The 19,683-nt window shown below is 47.0% G+C and carries 22 protein-coding genes; 4 read left to right on the forward strand and 18 right to left on the reverse strand.

What is annotated here, in order from left to right; translation table 11 throughout:
* Positions 1–134: 134 nt before the first annotated feature.
* Complete coding sequence (locus tag FB479_RS25560; RefSeq protein ID WP_142067187.1) at positions 135–1,631, reverse strand: LysM peptidoglycan-binding domain-containing M23 family metallopeptidase; 1,497 nt, start codon at positions 1,629–1,631, stop codon at positions 135–137.
* A 173-nt stretch (positions 1,632–1,804) separates the two neighbouring features.
* Here FB479_RS25560 and FB479_RS25565 point away from each other — a divergent pair, with 173 nt between their 5' ends.
* Positions 1,805–2,260 carry a hypothetical protein gene (locus FB479_RS25565; RefSeq protein ID WP_142067188.1) on the forward strand — a complete coding sequence of 152 codons (456 nt, stop codon included), beginning with the start codon at positions 1,805–1,807 and terminating at the stop codon, positions 2,258–2,260.
* A 66-nt stretch (positions 2,261–2,326) separates the two neighbouring features.
* Here the strand turns inward: FB479_RS25565 and FB479_RS25570 are convergent, their stop codons facing one another.
* The 10 genes from FB479_RS25570 to ychF all read right to left on the reverse strand — a co-directional run bounded on the left by FB479_RS25570 (position 2,327) and on the right by ychF (position 11,232).
* Complete coding sequence (locus FB479_RS25570; RefSeq protein WP_020477510.1) at positions 2,327–2,542, reverse strand: hypothetical protein; 216 nt, start codon at positions 2,540–2,542, stop codon at positions 2,327–2,329.
* A gap of 130 nt (positions 2,543–2,672) precedes the next feature.
* Positions 2,673–3,959 carry an adenylosuccinate synthase gene (locus FB479_RS25575; RefSeq protein WP_142067189.1) on the reverse strand — a complete coding sequence of 429 codons (1,287 nt, stop codon included), beginning with the start codon at positions 3,957–3,959 and terminating at the stop codon, positions 2,673–2,675.
* A gap of 181 nt (positions 3,960–4,140) precedes the next feature.
* Positions 4,141–5,490, reverse strand: coding sequence for a replicative DNA helicase (gene dnaB, locus FB479_RS25580; RefSeq protein WP_047070269.1), 1,350 nt, complete (start codon positions 5,488–5,490; stop codon positions 4,141–4,143).
* Positions 5,491–5,514: 24 nt separating this feature from the next.
* On the reverse strand, positions 5,515–5,958 hold the full coding sequence (gene rplI / locus FB479_RS25585) for a 50S ribosomal protein L9 (protein ID WP_047070270.1): 444 nt from the start codon (positions 5,956–5,958) through the stop codon (positions 5,515–5,517).
* Positions 5,959–5,984: 26 nt separating this feature from the next.
* Positions 5,985–7,922 carry a DHH family phosphoesterase gene (locus FB479_RS25590; RefSeq protein WP_142067190.1) on the reverse strand — a complete coding sequence of 646 codons (1,938 nt, stop codon included), beginning with the start codon at positions 7,920–7,922 and terminating at the stop codon, positions 5,985–5,987.
* Between the two features lie 4 nt (positions 7,923–7,926).
* Positions 7,927–8,829 (reverse strand): DUF2232 domain-containing protein, encoded by a 903-nt coding sequence (locus tag FB479_RS25595; RefSeq protein ID WP_106656848.1) that lies wholly within the window; start codon positions 8,827–8,829, stop codon positions 7,927–7,929.
* A 91-nt stretch (positions 8,830–8,920) separates the two neighbouring features.
* Positions 8,921–9,151 carry a 30S ribosomal protein S18 gene (gene rpsR, locus FB479_RS25600; RefSeq protein ID WP_005831740.1) on the reverse strand — a complete coding sequence of 77 codons (231 nt, stop codon included), beginning with the start codon at positions 9,149–9,151 and terminating at the stop codon, positions 8,921–8,923.
* 40 nt (positions 9,152–9,191) lie between these two features.
* A complete protein-coding gene (locus tag FB479_RS25605; RefSeq protein ID WP_047070273.1) occupies positions 9,192–9,671 on the reverse strand; it encodes a single-stranded DNA-binding protein in 480 nt (159 codons plus the stop codon).
* Positions 9,672–9,700: 29 nt separating this feature from the next.
* On the reverse strand, positions 9,701–9,988 hold the full coding sequence (gene rpsF, locus FB479_RS25610) for a 30S ribosomal protein S6 (protein ID WP_047070274.1): 288 nt from the start codon (positions 9,986–9,988) through the stop codon (positions 9,701–9,703).
* 143 nt (positions 9,989–10,131) lie between these two features.
* Entirely contained in the window at positions 10,132–11,232 is a 1,101-nt protein-coding gene (ychF, locus tag FB479_RS25615; protein WP_142067191.1) for a redox-regulated ATPase YchF, read from the reverse strand.
* A gap of 214 nt (positions 11,233–11,446) precedes the next feature.
* Here ychF and FB479_RS25620 point away from each other — a divergent pair, with 214 nt between their 5' ends.
* The gene (locus tag FB479_RS25620; protein WP_106656918.1) at positions 11,447–12,070 is read left to right on the forward strand and encodes an NAD(P)-dependent oxidoreductase; all 624 of its coding nucleotides are present in this window, start codon (positions 11,447–11,449) and stop codon (positions 12,068–12,070) included.
* A 70-nt stretch (positions 12,071–12,140) separates the two neighbouring features.
* Here the strand turns inward: FB479_RS25620 and pepF are convergent, their stop codons facing one another.
* Positions 12,141–14,051, reverse strand: coding sequence for an oligoendopeptidase F (pepF, locus tag FB479_RS25625; RefSeq protein WP_142067192.1), 1,911 nt, complete (start codon positions 14,049–14,051; stop codon positions 12,141–12,143).
* Between the two features lie 357 nt (positions 14,052–14,408).
* On the opposite strand from pepF, the gene FB479_RS25630 reads away from it, so the two are divergent.
* Positions 14,409–14,495: a YjcZ family sporulation protein gene (locus FB479_RS25630; protein ID WP_017246824.1), complete on the forward strand. Its 87-nt coding sequence runs from the start codon at positions 14,409–14,411 to the stop codon at positions 14,493–14,495.
* Between the two features lie 220 nt (positions 14,496–14,715).
* On the opposite strand, the gene FB479_RS25635 is transcribed toward FB479_RS25630, so the two are convergent.
* From FB479_RS25635 to FB479_RS25650, 4 genes are all read right to left on the reverse strand, one after another.
* Complete coding sequence (locus tag FB479_RS25635) at positions 14,716–15,495, reverse strand: Ig-like domain-containing domain (RefSeq protein WP_142067193.1); 780 nt, start codon at positions 15,493–15,495, stop codon at positions 14,716–14,718.
* Between the two features lie 114 nt (positions 15,496–15,609).
* Entirely contained in the window at positions 15,610–15,819 is a 210-nt protein-coding gene (locus FB479_RS25640; RefSeq protein ID WP_142067194.1) for a DUF951 domain-containing protein, read from the reverse strand.
* Positions 15,820–15,834: 15 nt separating this feature from the next.
* On the reverse strand, positions 15,835–16,710 hold the full coding sequence (locus FB479_RS25645) for a mechanosensitive ion channel family protein (RefSeq protein WP_047070282.1): 876 nt from the start codon (positions 16,708–16,710) through the stop codon (positions 15,835–15,837).
* Positions 16,707–16,988, reverse strand: a complete 282-nt coding sequence (locus FB479_RS25650) for a putative Se/S carrier protein (RefSeq protein WP_026042915.1) — start codon at positions 16,986–16,988, stop codon at positions 16,707–16,709. The genes FB479_RS25645 and FB479_RS25650 overlap by 4 nt, the downstream gene beginning before the upstream one ends.
* 214 nt (positions 16,989–17,202) lie before the next feature.
* On the opposite strand from FB479_RS25650, the gene yyaC reads away from it, so the two are divergent.
* Positions 17,203–17,808 (forward strand): spore protease YyaC, encoded by a 606-nt coding sequence (gene yyaC, locus FB479_RS25655; protein WP_106656921.1) that lies wholly within the window; start codon positions 17,203–17,205, stop codon positions 17,806–17,808.
* 90 nt (positions 17,809–17,898) lie between these two features.
* Here yyaC and FB479_RS25660 read toward each other — a convergent pair whose 3' ends face one another.
* Together FB479_RS25660 and FB479_RS25665 are read right to left on the reverse strand one after the other, a co-directional pair.
* Positions 17,899–18,798 (reverse strand): diacylglycerol/lipid kinase family protein, encoded by a 900-nt coding sequence (locus FB479_RS25660; RefSeq protein ID WP_142067202.1) that lies wholly within the window; start codon positions 18,796–18,798, stop codon positions 17,899–17,901.
* Between the two features lie 166 nt (positions 18,799–18,964).
* Positions 18,965–19,678 carry a DUF554 domain-containing protein gene (locus FB479_RS25665; RefSeq protein WP_106656923.1) on the reverse strand — a complete coding sequence of 238 codons (714 nt, stop codon included), beginning with the start codon at positions 19,676–19,678 and terminating at the stop codon, positions 18,965–18,967.
* Between the last annotated feature and the right edge of the window lie 5 nt (positions 19,679–19,683).

A 19,683-nucleotide genomic window follows, 5' to 3' on the forward strand; every position in this document is an offset into this window, starting at 1 on the left:
TTCCACTTCGACTATCACTATTCCTCTACAATACACCATGTACGCCATGTAAAGAAGGGCTTGGCATTCAATCCCTGCCAGCAAAAAAAGGGCCCCTCCTAAGAGTTGCCCTTTCTCATCCAGAAATTACTAGTCTAATTTAAGTAACGAATCGGGTTCTGGTTTCGTCCATTTTGTATAACCTCAAAATGCAGGTGGACGCCGGTCGATTGTCCAGTCGAACCCTTTACGCCTATTTTCTTTCCTTGGCTAACGACATCGCCGACTTTCACACTAATTGTGCTCATGTGACCGTACAATGTCTTCATTCCATTGCCGTGGTCGATGATAACCGATTTTCCATAGTCACCATTCCAACCAGCGAATGTGACACGTCCATTGTCTGCCGCCATGACAGAACCAGAACCGGCAATATCAATTCCTTTATGCATGCTGCCCCAGCGCTTGCCGAAGCCGCTGCTGATATATCCGCTAGCAGGCCAGCTCAAACGGCCTGTACCGCGCGATGGGATAACTTTTGTACCGCGCTCCATAATTTTGGTTACAGGCTGCACAGTTACATCTTGTTTGATGACTTTGCGATTGACTACTTGTCCATTTTCTTTCAAAACTTCGTACTTAACTGTTTTACTGCCGTTTTTACCTTCTTGTACGACTTTTGTTTCGCCTTTAGGAATCTTGTCATTGTTGTTAATTTGGGTATTAAAAGCAATAACCTCTTGCTGATCCACTTCTTCTTTGACTTGTACAGTAACCAGCGGACGCACTGCGGTTACATTGATTTCTTGTCCCAATTGAAGGACGGTATTTTCCGTAACACCTGGGTTGTTGGCGTAAATATCCTTTGATGTAATGCCGTATTTCTTCGCGATGCAACCGATGCAATCGCCTTCTACGACCGTGTGCTTCATATCCTTGAAGGTGCCTTTTACCAGCAACTCCTCGAGTTTATCGGCAGACAAAATTTGAGATGCATCGACTGTTTCGGTTTGCATCTCTACGTTTTCTTTAAATGCGACTTCTTTTACCGGATTCGGTTTGACTGGGACTGTGGATGCTGCTGCTACAACAGCCTTTTTCCCTGTCGTTGCAGGAACTCCGGAAAATTTTTGCTTCACTTCAGCCAGTACTTGATCAGCCGCTTGCTGGTCTGGCAGGTACCCTACTACTTTGCCGTCAATCGTCAGCTTAACGCCCTGAACCTTGAGATCCGCTACGGATGCCAGAGCTTGTACAGCGGCATCGTTATTGAACGGTGCCTTGAATTCACGCTCTTCTTCAAATGTGATATAGTCAGCCATTTGCAAGTTAAGGCCTGTTTTTTCCTTTTCCTCTTCCAGCTTGGCTGCTGTCCAGTTATGAATCACATTTGGATCGTTTACCACGCCAATCTCTTTGCCGTTCACACTGACATGGTAGACAGAATTGACATTGCTTGTGTAATAGTATTGTGCAGATGCTCCAGCAGCAATCGTCAAAACTAGACCTGCCGCAACTGATAGCGATTGTTTTTTATGCGACTGGATGTAAGAGCTTGTACGTTTCATTGTACGTTTCGCCAGATCACTGCAATCTCGAACGATTCGTGATGACCGTTCCTGCAGCTTGGCCTTCCATTCTGACCAATGCATAACTTGTCCCTCCTGAAAACAGATACAACTTGCTCGTTCCATTTCCTGAAAATTTTTAATATATTGACTAGGTCGAATAACCCATAATTTAGTTTCCATTTATCTGCCAAATTGCCTAAAGAAACCAACTATGTCGACTTTACCATAAGATTAACGACAACATCAAGTGTAAATTGCTGTCGAATAAAAAAATAGACACAGAGTCACTATATGTACAAACAATTGGTAGCATTTATCATATCTGGAGGCTGATATGCGTGAAGGAACGTAACATTCTTGCAGGATTTCACACCGAAGAGGATGCCAAAAAGGCAGAAAAAGCACTTCGACAAGCTGGTTTTTCCGTCATTCAGATCGACAGAATCGGACAATTCCCTGGTGACGGGAATGAACAGATCCTGAATCCCATATCCGGAGATTTTCCCAGCTTGGGTAACCTTACACTGGCAGCTGACTTCCCAAGCGGCAGGGATGCAAGTGTCATGGCAGCAGTAGATCCTGACGCCAGCGGCATGGCAGACCGGGGCGATGACAATTTGAATCGCAGTGTCTTGTTAACGGCAGTCGTACCAGAGGAACAAGGTGATCTTGCGACTGAGATCATCCGATCGTATGGAGGCATGATTTAAAATAAATATAGCCATCTTCCTAAATGACTAGGAAAGATGGCTTATTTCGTTATGGGCATCGGGGACTCACACCTCTTGCATCGAGGTAACGTCTTTTAACGCAAGTCTGCGTATTTTCGTTTTCTCGGCGTCGTTTTGTTGTTTGTATGTGGTGATAAAGCATAGGTAGCCATTGTTGAAATGAGTCATGGTTCCCTTGATGACGACGCCATTGATCATTTTCACCTGTACATTTTTGCCCAGCAGCTTCATGGCCTTTTGGTCAAATCCAAAACCCATCATCATGATCACCTCTCCATTTCTCCCTATGTCTATCCATATGCCCAGAGGGTGTCGTTTCGTGTCTGTCCCTTGAAAAAAAAGAAAAGCTGCCGAATGCTCGACAGCTTTCTTCTATTATATAGTCGATAGCTTATCCGTAAATGCCACGAACAACGACGGTTTGTTCACGATCTGGTCCTACGGAGAAGATCGACATTGGAATACCAGTCAGTTGCGTGATGCGCTCAATGTAGTGACGAGCGTTTTCTGGCAAGTCGTTCAGATTGCGAACGCCTGTGATATCCTCTGTCCAACCTGGCAGCTCCTCATAAACTGGCTCGCATTTCGCCAGCAGGTTGAGGTTTGCCGGGAACGACTCGATGATTTCTCCATTGTATTTGTACGCTGTGCAAATACGCAGTGTCTCGATGCCAGACAATGTATCCAGCTTGGTGATCGCCAAACCGGTGATACCGCTGACACGACGAGCATGACGAACGACTACACTGTCGAACCAGCCTACACGGCGTGGACGACCTGTTGTTGTACCATATTCAAAACCAACCTCACGAATATGGTCGCCAGTTGCATCATTCAGCTCAGTCAGGAACGGACCGTCACCTACACGCGTCGTGTAAGCTTTTGCAACCCCGATTACTTGGTGGATCTTGGTTGGTCCTACACCGGAACCGATAGTCACGCCACCCGCAATCGGGTTGGAGGACGTTACGTACGGATACGTACCTTGGTCAATATCGAGCAATACGCCTTGTGCGCCCTCAAACAATACGCGGTTGCCGTTATCAATGGAATCATTGAGGACAACAGATGTATCGGTTACGTAAGGACGAATGATTTCTGCCAGAGCCAAGTATTCATCCAGAATTTCTTGAAGCTCAAAGCCAGTTGTGTTGTACAGCTTCTCCAGCAGCAAGTTCTTCTCTGCCAGGTTGCGCTCGAGCTTGCGAGCAAACTCATCGCGATCCAACAAATCAGCGATACGAATACCGATACGCGCAGCTTTATCCATGTATGCAGGTCCGATACCTTTACGGGTCGTACCAATTTTGTTAGCACCGCGGCTATCTTCCTCTACGCCATCCAGCTTGATGTGGTACGGCAGAATCACATGCGCGCGATCACTGATTTTCAAATTGCTTGTAGAAAAACCGAAGCTGTGAATGTACTCCAGCTCTTTTACCAATGCCTTCGGATCGATTACCATACCGTTTCCGATTACGCAGGTCTTGTCACTATAAAAAATTCCGGATGGAATCAAATGCAGCTTATACTTATTACCATCAAAAATAATGGTATGGCCTGCGTTGTTACCGCCTTGATAACGAGCCACTACCTCTGCACTTTCAGCTAGATAGTCTGTAATTTTACCTTTACCTTCATCGCCCCACTGGGTTCCGACGACAACGACAGTTGACATCGAAAAACACCTCCTGATATTATCATGTCTTTTCGGGCCTGAAACAATCTAAGTTTACTAAACGAGACTCCCCATGTCAACGCTAAATACGAACATTCATATAGTGAATACTTAATATGTTCGGCAATTCAATATAGAAAAAAAAGCCGGAATTTCTCCGGCTTTTCTTCCATTCCAACTATTAACCTGCTTGATTTCGAAAGCGATGATCCAAGTTGACGAATTTGTTGAATTCTTTCAGGAACGCCAACTCCACCGTTCCGGTCGGGCCGTTACGCTGTTTGGCGATAATGACTTCGATGACATTCTTGTTTTCTGTTTCCTTGTCATAGTAGTCATCACGGTACAAGAAGGCAACGATATCGGCATCCTGCTCAATCGACCCGGACTCACGGATATCGGACATCATCGGTCGCTTGTCCTGCCGTTGCTCTACACCACGGCTCAACTGCGACAAAGCGATAACCGGCACGTTCAGCTCACGCGCGATCCCTTTTAGCGTACGAGAGATCTCAGATACTTCCTGCTGACGGTTATCTCCTTTGCCTCGTCCATGAATCAGCTGAAGGTAATCGATCAGGATCAGGCCCAAGCCCTTCTCGGTTTGAAGACGACGACATTTCGCCCGAATGTCCTGTACCGTAACCCCGGGTGAATCGTCGATGTAAATCGGCGCTTTCGCCAGCGTACCGATTGCCATTGTCAGCTTTTGCCAATCGTCTTCCTCCAGTGTACCGGAACGCATCCGGGACGCATCCAGATTGCCCTCTGCACAAATCATACGCTGAACCAGCTGAGAAGCACCCATCTCCAAGGAGAAGATAGCTACGGTCTCACCTGCACGGGCTGCTACGTTTTGCGCGAGATTCAAGGCAAAAGCCGTCTTCCCTACGGAAGGACGGGCTGCCAGGATAATCAGGTCACTGCGCTGCAATCCAGCTGTCATCTTGTCCAAATCGGTATATCCCGTAGAAATCCCCGTAATATCACCGCGTCGCTGACTCAAAAACTCAATCCGCTCGTACGTTTCCAGAAGGGCATCCCGAATCGGTGTAAAACCGCCACTGTTGCGATTTTGACCGATCTCCATGATGTACTTCTCCGCATCCGCGATGATCTGCGTGACATCATCTTCACGGGAGTATCCGTCATTGGCAATCTTGGTAGCTGTATGAATCAATCGCCGAAGCAGCGATTTTTCTTCTACAATTTTTGCGTAGTATTCGATGTTGGCAGCCGTTGGAACTGAGCTGGCGATTTCCGTGAGATACGTAACGCCGCCGACTTCATCCAGCAGCTTGTGGTCCTGAAGATCTGCTGTAACAGTAACCAGATCGACAGGTTCGCCTTTTTCATACAGGTCCACCATCGTTTGAAAGATGCGCTGATGCGCTGTCTTGTAAAAATCCTCCGGACGGAGAATCTCAATGGCCGTGATTAAAGCTTCCTTAGACAAGAACACGGCACCCAGTACCGATTGTTCCGCTTCCTTGTTCTGTGGCGGCACACGATCCAAAAACAGGTCGCTCACGTCACACCCCCCACAATTGAGACATTATTCTTCCACAACGTGTACTTTCAGCGTCACGGTTACTTCGTTGTGCAGTTTCACTTTGATTTGCGTCACGCCCAAAGCACGGATGGCATCCATTTCGAGCTTACGCTTGTCTACTTTGATTTTAAACTGATCTTCCAGCGCTTGCGCTACTTGTTTGCTGGAAATGGCACCGAACAAGCGACCACCTTCGCCTGCTTTTCCTGCTACTTTCACTGTCAGCTCTTCCAGCTTTTTGCCGAGCTCCTGAGCATCCAGCTTTTCTTGCTCCTTGCGCTTATCTTCGCTGCGCTTTTGAGCGTCGAGCGTTTTCACGTTGCTATCTGTCGCTTCTTTTACCAGTTTCTTTGGCAACAAGAAGTTGCGTACATAGCCCTCTGACAAATCCTTGATTTCGCCTTTTTTCCCTTGGCCTTTTACATCTTGAAGAAAAATGACTTTCATCATCGTTTCCCCCTTTATATTTTGGCCTATACGACCGAGTCAATCGCTTCTTTCAAACGACGTGTAGCTTCTTTAATTGATATGCCTTGAATTTGTGTCGCAGCACCAGTAAGGTGACCGCCTCCACCCAGCAGTTCCATAATGGACTGAACATTGATGTCGCCCAGAGAACGTCCACTGATCAAGATCGTATCGTCGGATCGCTCTGCCACAACAAACGACGCCTGGATACCTGACAGAGTGAGTAGCTGCTCAGCAGCTTGCGCCACCTGTACCTGCGTGTAATCCTCGGACGGGTCGCCTATGGCAATCGCCATGTTGTCACGGTACGTCTCCGTGTTCATAATGATTTTTGCCCGCTTCACATACTGTCCCAGATCTTCCTTCAACAGACGCTGGACAGCCGCGGTATCGGCCCCGTTACGGCGAAGGAAAGACGCCGCTTCAAAGGTCCGCGAACCTGTGCGGAAGGCAAAGCTTTTGGTATCCACCACAATCCCTGCTAACAGTGCCGTTGCAATCAGATTGTCGATATTCAATCGCTCGCTCTGATACTGCAAGAGCTCCGTGACAAGCTCGGCCGTCGAAGAAGCATACGGTTCCAAGTACAAGAGTACTGGCTCAATGAACTCCTCCGAACGTCGATGGTGGTCAATCACCACAATTCGGCTCGTTTCCGTCAACAGCTTCGGCTCAATCACCAGCGATGGTCGATGCGTATCGACGACTACCAGCAATGTGCGGCCGGAGATGAGTCGGATTGCCTGTTCTGGCGTGATAAAGGTCTCAGCCAACTCTTCATTGGCATAAATCTCTTTCATCAGACGCTCGACAGAATGATTGCCTTCGTCCATGACGATATAAGCCGTTTTGTTGTGCAGCTGCACAGCCTTCAATACACCAAGTGATGCCCCGATGGAATCCATGTCAGGCTGTTTATGCCCCATGACAATGACGTGCTCCGCTTCATGAATGAGATCACGCAAAGCATGTGCAATAACACGAGCCCGGACACGTGTCCGCTTTTCCACCGCATTCGATTTCCCACCGTAGAAAGTGAGCTTGTTGCCAATTTTGACAGCGCACTGGTCGCCACCGCGCCCTAATGCGATATCCAAGCTTGATTGTGCCATTTGTCCCAGCTCAATGTAAGTGCTAGCAGCCGCTCCAACCCCGATACTGAGCGTAATCGGAATTTTGTTGTCAGCCGTCATTTCCCGTACTACATCGAGAATGTCAAATCGCGATTCTTCCAATTTATCAAGTGCTTCCCGTTCCATCAGAGCCAAAAACTTGTCGGCCGTGATTCGGCGAAGATATATGCCATGTTTGTTGGCCCACTCTGTAATCACACCAGCCACGCTTGTAGAGAGCAGCGTACGGCTCTGATCATCCATGACTTGTCCAACCTCGTCCAAATTGTCGAGGTGAATGATGGCAAGTGCAGCCTTTTCTCGATGGTAACGAGTCGTCAATTCTTTGAAGTCCGTAATGTCCTTGAAATACAAAAGGCGCTCATCAGACCGCACAATGACCTCGTATACCCGCTCGTTATAAATAAACTCCAGCCGTTTTTGCTCCGGCTTCCAAACCAGTTGGGGGAATACCTCTTGAAGGCTTTTCCCGATCATGGATTCATCCCCGGACATATGCGTCATATACGGGTTTACCCACTCAATTGCCTTTTCCTCGTTGTATAAAAGAATTCCGATCGGCAGTTCCTGGATAACGCCTTCTCCCGCCTTCTTCACGCGATGGGTGACCGTCGCCAAGTACAGGCGCAAGTCTCGTTGGAACCCCTTTTCTGCTTGAAGAGCGTAAAGAACCAAGCCAATCAAGCAAATCATGCCGATCGCCCCGTACATCCAATGGAACAAGGTCAAAATCCCCAACAACAGCAAGCTAAAGCTGAGTGCCAGGACCATGTGCATCCCGTACCAACGCTTTAACAGGAACTTGGGCATTTCCTCAGCCCCTCTTCACTCTTGTTTCCAGTTTTTCACGCAAGCGCATTCCTAGGTCAAATATCCCTACTAAACTAAGTATAATACTTAGGGGGGTAAAAATAAATAGACAGAGCACAGGAGTCAATCTCTTCCACCCGTACAAATAGGCAGCAAATAGACAAAAACTCAAGCCCTGTAAGACGAAAATAGCATCCAGCATGACTTTCAGGTTCATCAGGGCGATTTCCCAGAACGTACCCTGCATGCTCTCGGCAAACAACAAAAGACTGATCATCGCAATGAAGTAGTAATAAAGCAATGATCGAGGGAAGCTCCATTCCCGAATTGGCTTCAATGCTGGAATCGGTCTGCGCAGACGTCTTCCAATCAAACTCGCTAATCCATGAATAATGGCGCTAGATAAAAAGCTGAACATGACGAGACTTGTAGGCAAGACGATTTTGCCCTGTGCAAGGAACTGATCAAACTGCTCTTTTGGCATCATTGCCGGACGCTGCTTTTCCACTTCTTGCAAGATGGCATTAAAATCAACGTTCATTCCGAATGCCATAAATGCCAGCATGGAAACGACACTCAAAAAGGCAACGCCTGCCCCTGCCACAATCGCCGGAAGAGCCGCTCCTTTTTTCGTATAGACGATTCCCATCACCGAGCCCCAAACGGCACTAGAAAAAGCAAGTGTTGCTGCGAATGGGCCGGTAATGATCCAGCCAAGAAACGTAAAGGCAAGAGAGATCCACACCATTTTAGGTACTGTGCGATTTACTGCCAAAAGGATAAAAGGCAGCGGTATCAAGAAACTGACGAGCCCTCCCAGTACCGTATATGTACTGAGAAACAGCAGCACCAGTGCGATACCCAGCATAAGGGCGTTTTCAGCCAAGTGTTTCGTTTTGGACGGCATGTCAGCACCTCATTATTCATGTCTCATGTACAAAAACTATGGAAAAAAGAGGGCCACGCAATTGTGCCCCCCTTTTTATAGCTTTTAAAAATTATTCAGCCGTGTAAGGCAACAGTGCTACTTGACGAGCGCGTTTGATCGCGATAGTCAGTGCACGTTGATACTTCGCAGAAGTACCAGTTACACGACGTGGCAAGATTTTGCCGCGTTCGCTGATGAACTTTTTCAGCAAATCAACATCTTTATAATCGATGTGCTTGATTTTGTTCACTTTAAAGAAGCATACTTTACGACGCTTATTAGGACGTCCTTTGCGTGCCATGATAGTCCCTCCTTCGTAGGAATGTGAAAGTTATACGATCTTAGAACGGCAAGTCATCATCTGAAATGTTGATCGGCTTGCCTGCACTCGCGAAGGGATCACCAAACGGATCGTAGTCATTGTTTCTTTGACCGGATGGTTTGTTACCGCCACCCATGCCAGGGCCTGGATCGTATCCGGAATTGTCTCCGCCAGCTTCATTGCCTCGACCGCCCAAAAATTGAACGTTCTCCGCAACAACTTCCGTCACATACACTCTTTTACCTTCTTTATTATCGTAGGAGCGTGTTTGCATACGTCCTTCAATAGCTGCTTGTCTACCTTTACGCAAGTAGCTTGCGCACAGATCGGCAAGTTTTTGCCAAGCGACAATATTAATGAAATCCGTTTCTCTCTCACCCGCTTGATTGGTGCGGGGACGATTCACGGCCACAGTAAAAGTAGCAACGGCAACGCCATTTGGCGTGTAGCGAAGTTCTGGATCTTTCGTCAGGTTGCCGATGAGAATGACTTTATTCATCTTGGTTCCCCCTCTGAACGCGACAATGATTACTTCTCATCACGAACAAACATAAAGCGGATTACGTCGTCATTGATTTTCATCAGACGCTCAGCTTCCGCAACAGCATCGGAGTTCGCTTTGAAGTTCATCAAAACGTAGTAACCTTCACGGAACTTGTTGATTTCGTACGCAAGACGACGTTTACCCATTTCTTGAAGCTTGGAGATTTCTCCACCATAGTTAGTTACAACTTCGCTGTAACGAGCTACATTGGATTTTACTTTCTCTTCTTCAAGGTCTGGACGCAATACATACATCACTTCGTATTGACGCATACCTTTTCACCTCCTTATGGACTTTGCGGCCCTAAACGGGCAAGGAGCGAGTGCTAAAAACGAAACGCACAATACATGCACTCCATAAATACTCGCATTATCGTATTATAGCAAAACGCCTATACCGAATCAAGAATTTCGTTCTAAACGTTGAAGCGGAAATGCATAACATCTCCATCTGCCACTACGTACTCTTTCCCTTCAAGACGGTACTTCCCGCGATCTCTGGCTGCTGCTACAGAACCAGCATCTACCAGATCATCATAAGCAATCACTTCCGCACGAATGAAGCCGCGCTCGAAATCGGTATGAATTACGCCTGCCGCTCCTGGAGCCTTTGTCCCCTGACGGATGGTCCAAGCGCGCACTTCTTGTACACCAGCTGTGAAGTATGTTACCAACCCCAGCAGCTTGTAAGCAGCACGAATCAAACGGTCGAGACCAGACTCAGAAAGTCCCAGCTCTTCCAAGAACATTTCTTTGTCCTCGCCCTCGAGCTCAGCGATTTCTGCTTCTACTTTCGCGCTGATGACAACCACTTCTGCGCCTTCATTCGCTGCATGCTGACGAACTGTCTGCACATGCGGGTTGTTGTCTGCATCGTTAATGCCGTCTTCCGCTACGTTGCACACGTACAGCATTGGCTTGATTGTCAGCAGATGCAAATCGCGAATCCATTTGCGCTCTTCATCATCGAGTTCAACACTGCGAGCAGATTGACCCTCTTCAAATGCTGCTTTCAATTTCTCCAGTACGTCCAGCTCTTGCTTGGATTCCTTGTCGCCGGATTTCACTTTGCGTGCAATGCGGTCAATACGACGATCAACAGAGTCCAGGTCAGCAAAAATCAGCTCCAGGTTGATTGTTTCGATATCGCTCAAAGGATCGACACGACCTGCTACGTGAGTGATGTTCTCATCTTCAAAGCAACGTACAACATGGGCAATCGCGTCTACTTCACGGATGTGTCCAAGGAACTGGTTGCCAAGTCCTTCGCCTCTGCTCGCGCCTTTTACCAAACCAGCAATGTCTACGAATTCAAACGCAGTTGGAACTACCTTGTTCGGTACAACGATCTGTGTCAGCTTTTCCAGACGCTCGTCTGGCACCTCTACGATCCCTACGTTCGGGTCAATCGTACAGAACGGGTAGTTAGCCGATTCAGCGCCCGCTTGTGTAATGGCATTAAACAATGTCGATTTTCCTACGTTAGGAAGACCTACAATCCCGCATGATGCACCCATCTATATACACTCCCTTATCATCATCCTGATATCCTTTTAAGTATATAGATTTGGTTTTCAGATTACAATTGTCTCCTTGTGGAAGCTTTATTTCACTTGTCTCCCCCTGTGCTCATCATAGCTTCAGGTGGTGGGACAAAAAAAGAAATGCTAGACTAGACAAACAGAATCTGTTTGCTACGGTAAAAGGAAAGGTAACGAGGTGACTACAAAAATGAAGCTCTTACTTCTTGGTGCCACTGGTCGCGTAGGAAGCCATATCCTAGACTATGCATTAAAAGATGGGCATGAAATAACCGTTCTCGTTCGCTCGGCAGACAAGCTCCCTCATCTGGCTGCTGAAAATGTGCGTGTCCTGACCGGAAATGTTCTCGATCAAAAAGATGTTGCATCCGCCATGCATGGAGTTGACGCGGTCATTAGCGCGCTCGGGACAGATAAAGCGACGACGTTATCCGAAGGAACTCCCTATATTATTGAAGCAATGAAACAAGAAGGCGTTTCACGCATTATTACCGTGGGCACCGCTGGCATCTTGCAAAGCAGAGTTTCTCCTGACCTGCTCCGCTATCAATCCAGTGAGTCCAGACAAAAATTGACGCGTGCTGCCGAGGAACATCACAAGGCATACTCGCTCTTGGAACAGTCCGAACTCGATTGGACTATTGTATGTCCGACGTATTTGCCCGATGGCGAGTATACAGGCACTTACCGGGTTGAGGCTCACCAGTTGCCTGTAGATGGGATGCAAATTTCCGTGCCCGATACGGCGGAGTTTACGTATCAACAGCTTTCCTCCTCTGAATACGTACGAGCGCGTGTCGGCATTGCCTATTGATACATACACGAAAAAACAGGCTCCTATCCTGAATGGAAGGGAGCCTGCTTGTTTTGCATTATTCGTTTCTTTACTTCTCGTTTACCAGCTTTTCCAGCTCATTCAATGTCTCTTCAAAGATTTCCATCGCTTGCTCGATTGGCTGGGACGTCGACATGTCCACACCTGCTGCTTTCAGCACCTCGATAGGCGGAGCAGAGTTACCCGCTTCGAGGAAGTTTTTGCGAACCCGATCCACTGCTGGTTGACCTTCATCCATGATTTGCTTTGCTAATGCTTGTGCAGCGGCAAAGCTCGTCGAGTATTGATAGACGTAGTATTTATAGTTGTAGAAATGGCTCACACGTGCCCATTCCATACCGATTTCCTCATCAGAAACCATGTCTTTCCCGTAGTACTTTTTATTGATGTCGAGGTAGATCTTCTTGATCGCTTCCGCATTCAGAGATTCCCCAGCTTGCTCCTTCTCGTGAATCGCTCTCTCAAACTCCGCGAACTGCGTCTGACGGAACAGCGTGGAACGGAAGTTTTCCAGATAGTGATTCAAGAGATACATCTTCTCTTCTTTCGTCTTCGCCTTCGCGTACATGCTCTTGAACAGCAGAGTTTCATTCATGGTAGAAGCCACTTCTGCCGTGAAGATTGGGTAGTTGGACGAAATGTACGGCTGGTTTTTGTTCGTGTAATAGGACTGCATGGCATGTCCCATCTCATGGGCGATGGTATACACATCATCGAGCGTACCTTGGTGATTCAACAGTACGTATGGATGTGTATCATAAGCACCCCATTGATAAGCACCCGTGCGCTTGTCATCAGTGGAATAGACATCTACCCAGCCGCCATCAAGGCCTTCAGACATTGCCTTCACATAGTCATCACCCATTACCTGCAACCCATCAACGACAATTTTCTTTCCTTCGTCGAAGGAAATATATTTGTCATCAGATGGAACGATCGGCACGTAAATGTCGTACATGTGCAATTCCTTCACGCCAAGCATTTTCTTTTTCAAAGAAATGTAGCGATGCAGCAATGGCAGATTGTCATTCACCGTATCAATCAGCTCATCATACACCTTCGTCGGTACGTTGTTCGGTGTCAGGCTTGCTTCCAGCGCAGAATCGTAATTGCGTACAGCTGCGTAGAAATTATCGCCCTTTACTTTCGCAGCCAACGTCGACGCAAACGAGTCTTGGAAATTGATCAGTGCACCATAGTACGCCTTGAACGCTTCTCTGCGCACATTTTGATCCTTGCTTTCCAGATAGGAAATGAAATTGGCACGGGTCAACTGAACTTCCTTGCCTGTCTCATCTTTGATTTTAGGGAACCTCACGTCTTTGGACAGCATGCTGTAAATATTGGTCGGTGCACTGCCCAACGGAGACGATTTCGCCAAGAGCTGCTCCATATCCGCAGAGAGTGAGTACGGCTTCGTTCTCAGCATGTCTTCGATAAACAGCTTGTATGGCTCAAGCTCCTTTTCGGACAGCAAGCTCTTTATTTTGTCATCGGGAATCGCAACGATTTCAGGCTGTACCCACGAGGTTTTTTCCGTGACAAGCGTGTACATTTTCTCAGCGCGGTCTCCCAGCTTTTGCAGATCAGGATTCGCGGAGTTTACATCGAGAGACATGTTTGCGTACACGTATGCTTTGTCATTTAAGCGCATCAATTCAACATAGTCATCGAATGCCGCCTGCATCGCAGCAGAAGATGTACCCAGCTTGCCTTGGTGCTTCGTGAAAGCGTTTGCCAAAGATTCAACCTTAGCAACATCCTTTTCCCATTCCTGAACAGTCGGATAAATATGATCCAGCTTCCACTTGTACGCATCTGGGATCTCAGCGCGAGTTTGATAAGAAGGCTTCTCAGCAGCAAGAGCTACCGCTTGCGCGCTGTAAGGAATGAATGGTACGGATACTGTCGACAATGCAATGGCCAAAGCCGTAACTGATGCAAATACTTGCTTCTTCAAATCTCAATCGCCCCTTTTCTTCTATCTATTTTTGCCAAAATTATAAGTGTGTAATTATATTTTCACCTGCCAAATTCCTTCTTACTAATAAAAATTTTTCAAATATTCAATAACTATCGTCAATTTATCCAGAGAAAATCCACTTTTGTGGATAAATCTGTGGATAAGTATTTGCTAACAACTTTTTATTCCCCTCAACGTCTGCAGACACTCCTTTTTCCTGCAAAAAGTTGTCCACATTTTCTGTGGATATGCTGTGAATAACTTATTTTCCTTGGAACTGGGGCATCCGCCTATACCTCCTAGTGGGTTCCTACATAGCATGAGTATTGAAACTACGGTAGGAGGTGTTAGCAAGTGGGTATCTTTAACGGCTTCGACGATTTCGCGCTGATCTTGGTTCTGTTCATCCTTCTCGTTATCGTAGGTTGCGACTGCGACTAACCTACTCCGCTGCCATCCAGCCTATCTGAAGGTAAGCTTGCATCCTCAGCAGCCTTACCTTCTCCAATTCCACATAGATCATAGCCAAGGCAATGCAGCCTAGGGATAATGATCAGTCATAACCTAAGTACCATCACCGGGAGATACATTTGATCGTACAAAAGGAAAAAAAGGATGCGCCTATATTGGCTGCATCCTTTTTTTTACCCGCATGCTTCGACTATTTCGACCCGGTCTGAAAAGTTATCCACTGCGCTTGATTGTGATTACCCGCTGTGTCCTTTACCAAACCCGCAATGAGGCTTACCTGATATCTCGTATGTGGCTGCCATTTTCCTTTTGGCTTCACAGACAACATCCGCTTGCTTTTGTTCCACGTAATGGTATGCGGAACGATAGCCCCTTTTTCATCTGTCACACGAACTAATGGCCCGGCCGTTTTGCTGGAGAGAACTCCACCACCTACCAAAGCAATCTCTTCTGCAAACTGGAGTGTCACTTTATCCTGGAGCTTTACATTTTTAGCCCCGTGACCGGGTAATATGACTGCTTGTGGAGCGATGTTATCCACAGGTTTTTTCGTTTGAAACGTGCTGGTCAGCTCTGGATTCAAATTGCCTCGCTGATCCTTCACTTTTTTGGCCAGCAAGCTTACTCGATAGGAAGCCCCTGCTTCCAGATTTCCTACCGGATCAATCGTCATGCTTCGATCTGTTTTGTTCCATTTTGCCGTAAAACGAACCTTCTTTTTTTTCGCATCCGTGAGCGAAATGATCGAGAGACCAGACTTGTCGGAGAGCTCTTGCCCATTTTTTAACGAAACTGGCCCCGAAAATGTCAGTGTTATGATTTGATCCGGGGCCATTTCCGCCGATTTGTCAGCTGGGGATATTCTCACTCCCCATTCGTTTGCCGACTTTGCCCACGCTTCCTGTGAAGGAAGTAAGAAAAGCACAAGCACTACTACCCATTGCAACCATCGAACACTCATCTTTTTCATCGAACCCCTCCCGTCTAAAACGACAAAGCCGTCTCCTGAAGCATATAAGCACGTCGCTTCATCGTTTACAGGCATTGTAGAAAAAGACAGATGGGTTGATCAAAGAAATATGGTCTATGCTTGCGGTTCGTCCTCCGCGCGAATCAGTATCTTTTTCAGCTTGCGTTCAAATTCTAGTCGTCCAATCATCACACTATGATCGCAACCCGTACATTTGATTCGCACATCCATGCCCATGCGTATGACTTTCCACGCATTCGTGCCACATGGATGTGGCTTTTTCATCTGTACGACATCCCCCAGTCCAAATTGCTTGCGTTCCATTTCTCTTTCTCCTCTCTACACTGTTCCCTTTCCAGATACCGCGACGATTTTTGGATACGGAATTTGAATGCCTCTGTTGGTTAATTCCGTTCTGATCTTCGCACGCAAATTTCGATTGACCCCGTGATGCGTGTTCGGCTTGCATTCAGCCGTAACCCGGATGATAACTTCGGAAGGTCCCAGTGCATGTACTCCCAAAATCTGTGGCTCAGCTACGATATCCGTCAATTCCGTTTGAGCCGATGCCAATACTTCTTTGAGTACAGACTCAACTTGGTTTAGATCTTCTTCATACGCTACAGATACGTCTACAACCGCTAACGTATTTTGCAAAGAAAAGTTCGTCACTTGATTAATCGTGCCGTTTGGAAAGATGTGTACCTCACCCGTCCAGCTTCGCACCTTTGTAATGCGCAAACCAATCTCCTGCACCGTGCCCGTCAAATTGTTGATCGTTACGACGTCTCCGACAGCAAATTGGTCCTCAAAAATAATGAAGAATCCCGTAATGATATCACGCACGAGGCTCTGCGCCCCGAAACCGACTGCCAGCCCCAGTACCCCTGCGCTTACCAAAACAGGGCGCAAATCAATGCCCAACAGCTGCAAGATCATGAGAATCGCCAAAAAGTAAATGCTGTACTGAACGATATTGTTGACGAGCACCCGCATCGTGTCCACTCGGCGTTGATCCATTTGAATCTTGCTTCCATGGCGGTGCTGGAACACTTTATTTACACCTGATTGCACAACGGAAACGACGATTCGCGATAACAGGATGATCGCTGCGATTTTCAGTACAGCCATCCCTATATTTACCCACATATCGGCATCTGTCACATACGCATATACTTGGGCATACATTCTCTCAAAAAAACCAGCTTGATTCATTCCTCCCGCTCCTTCTGCTCCCCGTTTTCGTCGACCTCGCTATACTGGCCAAAAAACTGACGGAAGTATCCTCGTATTACCACTTGTTGTTCCATCATGATCGCTTTCGCTCGTGAGTAATCCGACAGTGGGAACTCAATGGAAAGGGCACAGCCTGCCGTTATTTCTTTCGGCGTAGGTCTTGTATCGATCTCAATATCTTCGTACTCCAGCAGCATTTCTGCCCGCAAGGCTTGCTGCGTGGAATCAAACGCGATCAGCACTGTCTCTCCTCCCATTTCACTCCCCCTCATCTTTTTCACGTAAACTGCCATAGTCTCCTCTTATTTTACCTGTTCGTTTTCATGCTTGCCAGCCTCGCTGAGTTTTCAAAACCTACGTAACTTTCCCATTAGCAGGTATAAAAAAGTCATATCGGTACGATACTGTGAATACTTTTATATAACCTTTTACAGGTTGGTTTAAGCCAAGTCGGCAAGAGTGGGGGTTTCCATGAGTACATCCGATAATCGCAAGGATTATTCTTTGCCACCTTTTAAAGTGGAATACCGCAGTGAAAACGCAGACGAGCATCTCGCCGGTCACCTTGCCCAGCGCTTTCGCTTAAATCGGTTCGATGACGACCTTGTCATTGTATGTATTGGGACAGACCGTTCTACTGGTGATGCTCTAGGCCCATTAGTAGGAACCAAGCTCATCGCACAGTCTCCTCGTTTTTTGCAAGTATACGGAACGCTTGAGGACCCTGTACACGCCATGAATCTTAAGGAAAAATTAGAGCTCATCCACACGAATCATCCGACAGCTACACTCATTGCAGTCGATGCCTGTTTAGGTCAATTTAGCCACGTCGGAAACATCAATGTGATTAATGGTCCACTAAAACCAGGGGCTGGTGTAAAAAAAGAGCTGCCTCCTGTTGGTTCCTTCCACATTACCGGGATTGTTAACGTAGGAGGCTTCATGGAGTATTTTGTCCTTCAAAATACCCGCCTCTCCATCGTCATGAACATGGCAGATATCATAGCTTCCGGACTGGCAAAAGCCGTAACACTGGCTTCTACGCCTAGTCGATTCGATAGTGTCTTATATGATTGACCGTTTTTCTCTGCAAAAGGTTCCATCCCTCTTTGGAAAACTTGTTTTTCGATCTGTTCTCTCTCTCAACGGATGACAGGTCTATTTTTTTTACACCAAAATCGTCAGGCGCTTTTCGATTACTTGGGCGCTGATCGGCGTTGGCGCTACGCTTTCTCCATCTGCATGGACAGGCAGCTGTCCTGCTGCTTGTATCGTTACCTGCTTGCCCCTATAAAACCGGACACCCGGATGATGACGGTGAGCTCCTGTGAATATTTTCGGAAAAGCGGCTAACAATCCGAGTCGACTCACGCCACTTACTACGCAAATGTCCGCAATGCCATCGTCCGGTATAGCATCGGGACAGATCAGCATTCCGCCTCCGTAATTCGGAATATTGGCAGCGACAACTAGCCAGACAGCCTCTAAACCAACCTCAACACCATCAACGTTCAGTACAATGTCACGTGGCTGATACGTACATACGACGCGAATCACCGATATAATGTAGGCGAGTGCTCCTAGCTTGTACCGATTCAGCCAAGCTTTGTACACAGCTTGATCCGTTATCTTTGCTACCTGTGCATCGAATCCGGCCCCGATTGAATTCACAGCTACTTTTCCGTTCAATAAAATCAGATCGATTCGCTTTTCCCCTTTTTCCGACAGAATTCGCTCTAATGCCTGTAACGGTTTCATCGGAATTCCATGTCCGCGAGCAAAATCATTCCCGGAACCAGCCGGCACCAATCCAAATCGACAATCTTGTTTCGATTCATATATGCCGTTTATCACGCCTCGGACGGTTCCATCCCCTCCGACAGCAATGATTTTATTTACTCCCTCTTTTTGAATCAGCTCTTTTGATAATTTTTCGGCCTCCCCCTCTCCTGATGTCAGCCTGACATGAAAAGGCGCTCCTAGACGTCGTAGCGTCGGCTCAATTTGCCTCCATACTTTCAACCCTGTACCATTCCCGGATACAGGATTGACGATCACACCCAACATAGTAATTCTCTCCCCAAACATGCTGTCGTACTGTACTGTCCCGTCCCACTTATCCATACTTGCTTGCAAATCAAGTTTTTGTATCATATTATCGCATGCTATTTTTATCGATGATAGTTGATTTTCATAAAAAAGACTCCTCCCGAAGGAAGAGCCTCTGTCCCAACTATGAAAACAGCTTTGAAATCCAATCCATAAAGGGAACTCCCACTGCTGCGATCACTAATGCTGGCATCATGTTGGCTACCCTTATCTTTTTGATCTCCAAAACGTTTAACCCAATGGCAATAATCATTAAGCCACCTACTGCCGTTACTTCTACCAGGATCGCATCTAGCATCGTTTCACTCACCACACTGTAAATGCGTGTAGATAATAACGCAATCATACCTTGATATAAAAACACGGGCACTGCCGAAAAGATGACTCCGATTCCTAACGTCGAGGTGAAAATGATCGCAGAGAATCCGTCTAGCAATGCTTTCATAAACAGTACATCATGGTTGTTGCGTAAACCACTGTCCAATGCACCCAGTACAGCCATAGCTCCAATACAGTACACCAGCGTTGTCGTGATAAAACCAGTAGCGATACTGCCTTGGCTACCCCCAACTTTCCTCTCCAGCCAGTGCCCAAGATTGTTTAAGCCTTTTTCAATCCCAATCCATTCACCTAGTACTGTTCCTAGCACAATACTGATGATCACGAGTAAAAAATTGTCCGAACCCAGGCACATTTTAATGCCCAATATGAATACGGCCAGAGCAATTCCTTGCATGACGGTTTGTCGCATCGATTCCGGAATTCGCTTCAACATTCTGCCTAACAATGCCCCTAAGATGATTGCTCCGGCGTTGACCAATGTTCCCAGCAAGATCACTTGCG

Source organism: Brevibacillus sp. AG162 (assembly GCF_006715575.1).
Classification (GTDB): domain Bacteria; phylum Bacillota; class Bacilli; order Brevibacillales; family Brevibacillaceae; genus Brevibacillus; species Brevibacillus brevis.

Coding starts and splice junctions, on each gene's coding strand:
- FB479_RS25595 (WP_106656848.1), bottom strand. CDS start 8,829: ATGCCGTCCAAAACGAAACACTTGGCTGAAAACGCCCTTATGCTGGGT.
- rpsR (WP_005831740.1), bottom strand. CDS start 9,151: ATGGCACGCAAAGGACGTCCTAATAAGCGTCGTAAAGTATGCTTCTTT.
- FB479_RS25620 (WP_106656918.1), top strand. CDS start 11,447: ATGAAGCTCTTACTTCTTGGTGCCACTGGTCGCGTAGGAAGCCATATC.
- FB479_RS25660 (WP_142067202.1), bottom strand. CDS start 18,798: ATGTTGGGTGTGATCGTCAATCCTGTATCCGGGAATGGTACAGGGTTG.
- FB479_RS25640 (WP_142067194.1), bottom strand. CDS start 15,819: ATGGAACGCAAGCAATTTGGACTGGGGGATGTCGTACAGATGAAAAAG.
- FB479_RS25645 (WP_047070282.1), bottom strand. CDS start 16,710: ATGAATCAAGCTGGTTTTTTTGAGAGAATGTATGCCCAAGTATATGCG.
- FB479_RS25590 (WP_142067190.1), bottom strand. CDS start 7,922: ATGCCCAAGTTCCTGTTAAAGCGTTGGTACGGGATGCACATGGTCCTG.
- FB479_RS25635 (WP_142067193.1), bottom strand. CDS start 15,495: ATGAAAAAGATGAGTGTTCGATGGTTGCAATGGGTAGTAGTGCTTGTG.
- ychF (WP_142067191.1), bottom strand. CDS start 11,232: ATGGGTGCATCATGCGGGATTGTAGGTCTTCCTAACGTAGGAAAATCG.
- rpsF (WP_047070274.1), bottom strand. CDS start 9,988: ATGCGTCAATACGAAGTGATGTATGTATTGCGTCCAGACCTTGAAGAA.
- FB479_RS25605 (WP_047070273.1), bottom strand. CDS start 9,671: ATGAATAAAGTCATTCTCATCGGCAACCTGACGAAAGATCCAGAACTT.
- yyaC (WP_106656921.1), top strand. CDS start 17,203: ATGAGTACATCCGATAATCGCAAGGATTATTCTTTGCCACCTTTTAAA.
- rplI (WP_047070270.1), bottom strand. CDS start 5,958: ATGAAAGTCATTTTTCTTCAAGATGTAAAAGGCCAAGGGAAAAAAGGC.
- FB479_RS25650 (WP_026042915.1), bottom strand. CDS start 16,988: ATGGGAGGAGAGACAGTGCTGATCGCGTTTGATTCCACGCAGCAAGCC.
- FB479_RS25560 (WP_142067187.1), bottom strand. CDS start 1,631: ATGCATTGGTCAGAATGGAAGGCCAAGCTGCAGGAACGGTCATCACGA.
- FB479_RS25575 (WP_142067189.1), bottom strand. CDS start 3,959: ATGTCAACTGTCGTTGTCGTCGGAACCCAGTGGGGCGATGAAGGTAAA.
- FB479_RS25570 (WP_020477510.1), bottom strand. CDS start 2,542: ATGATGGGTTTTGGATTTGACCAAAAGGCCATGAAGCTGCTGGGCAAA.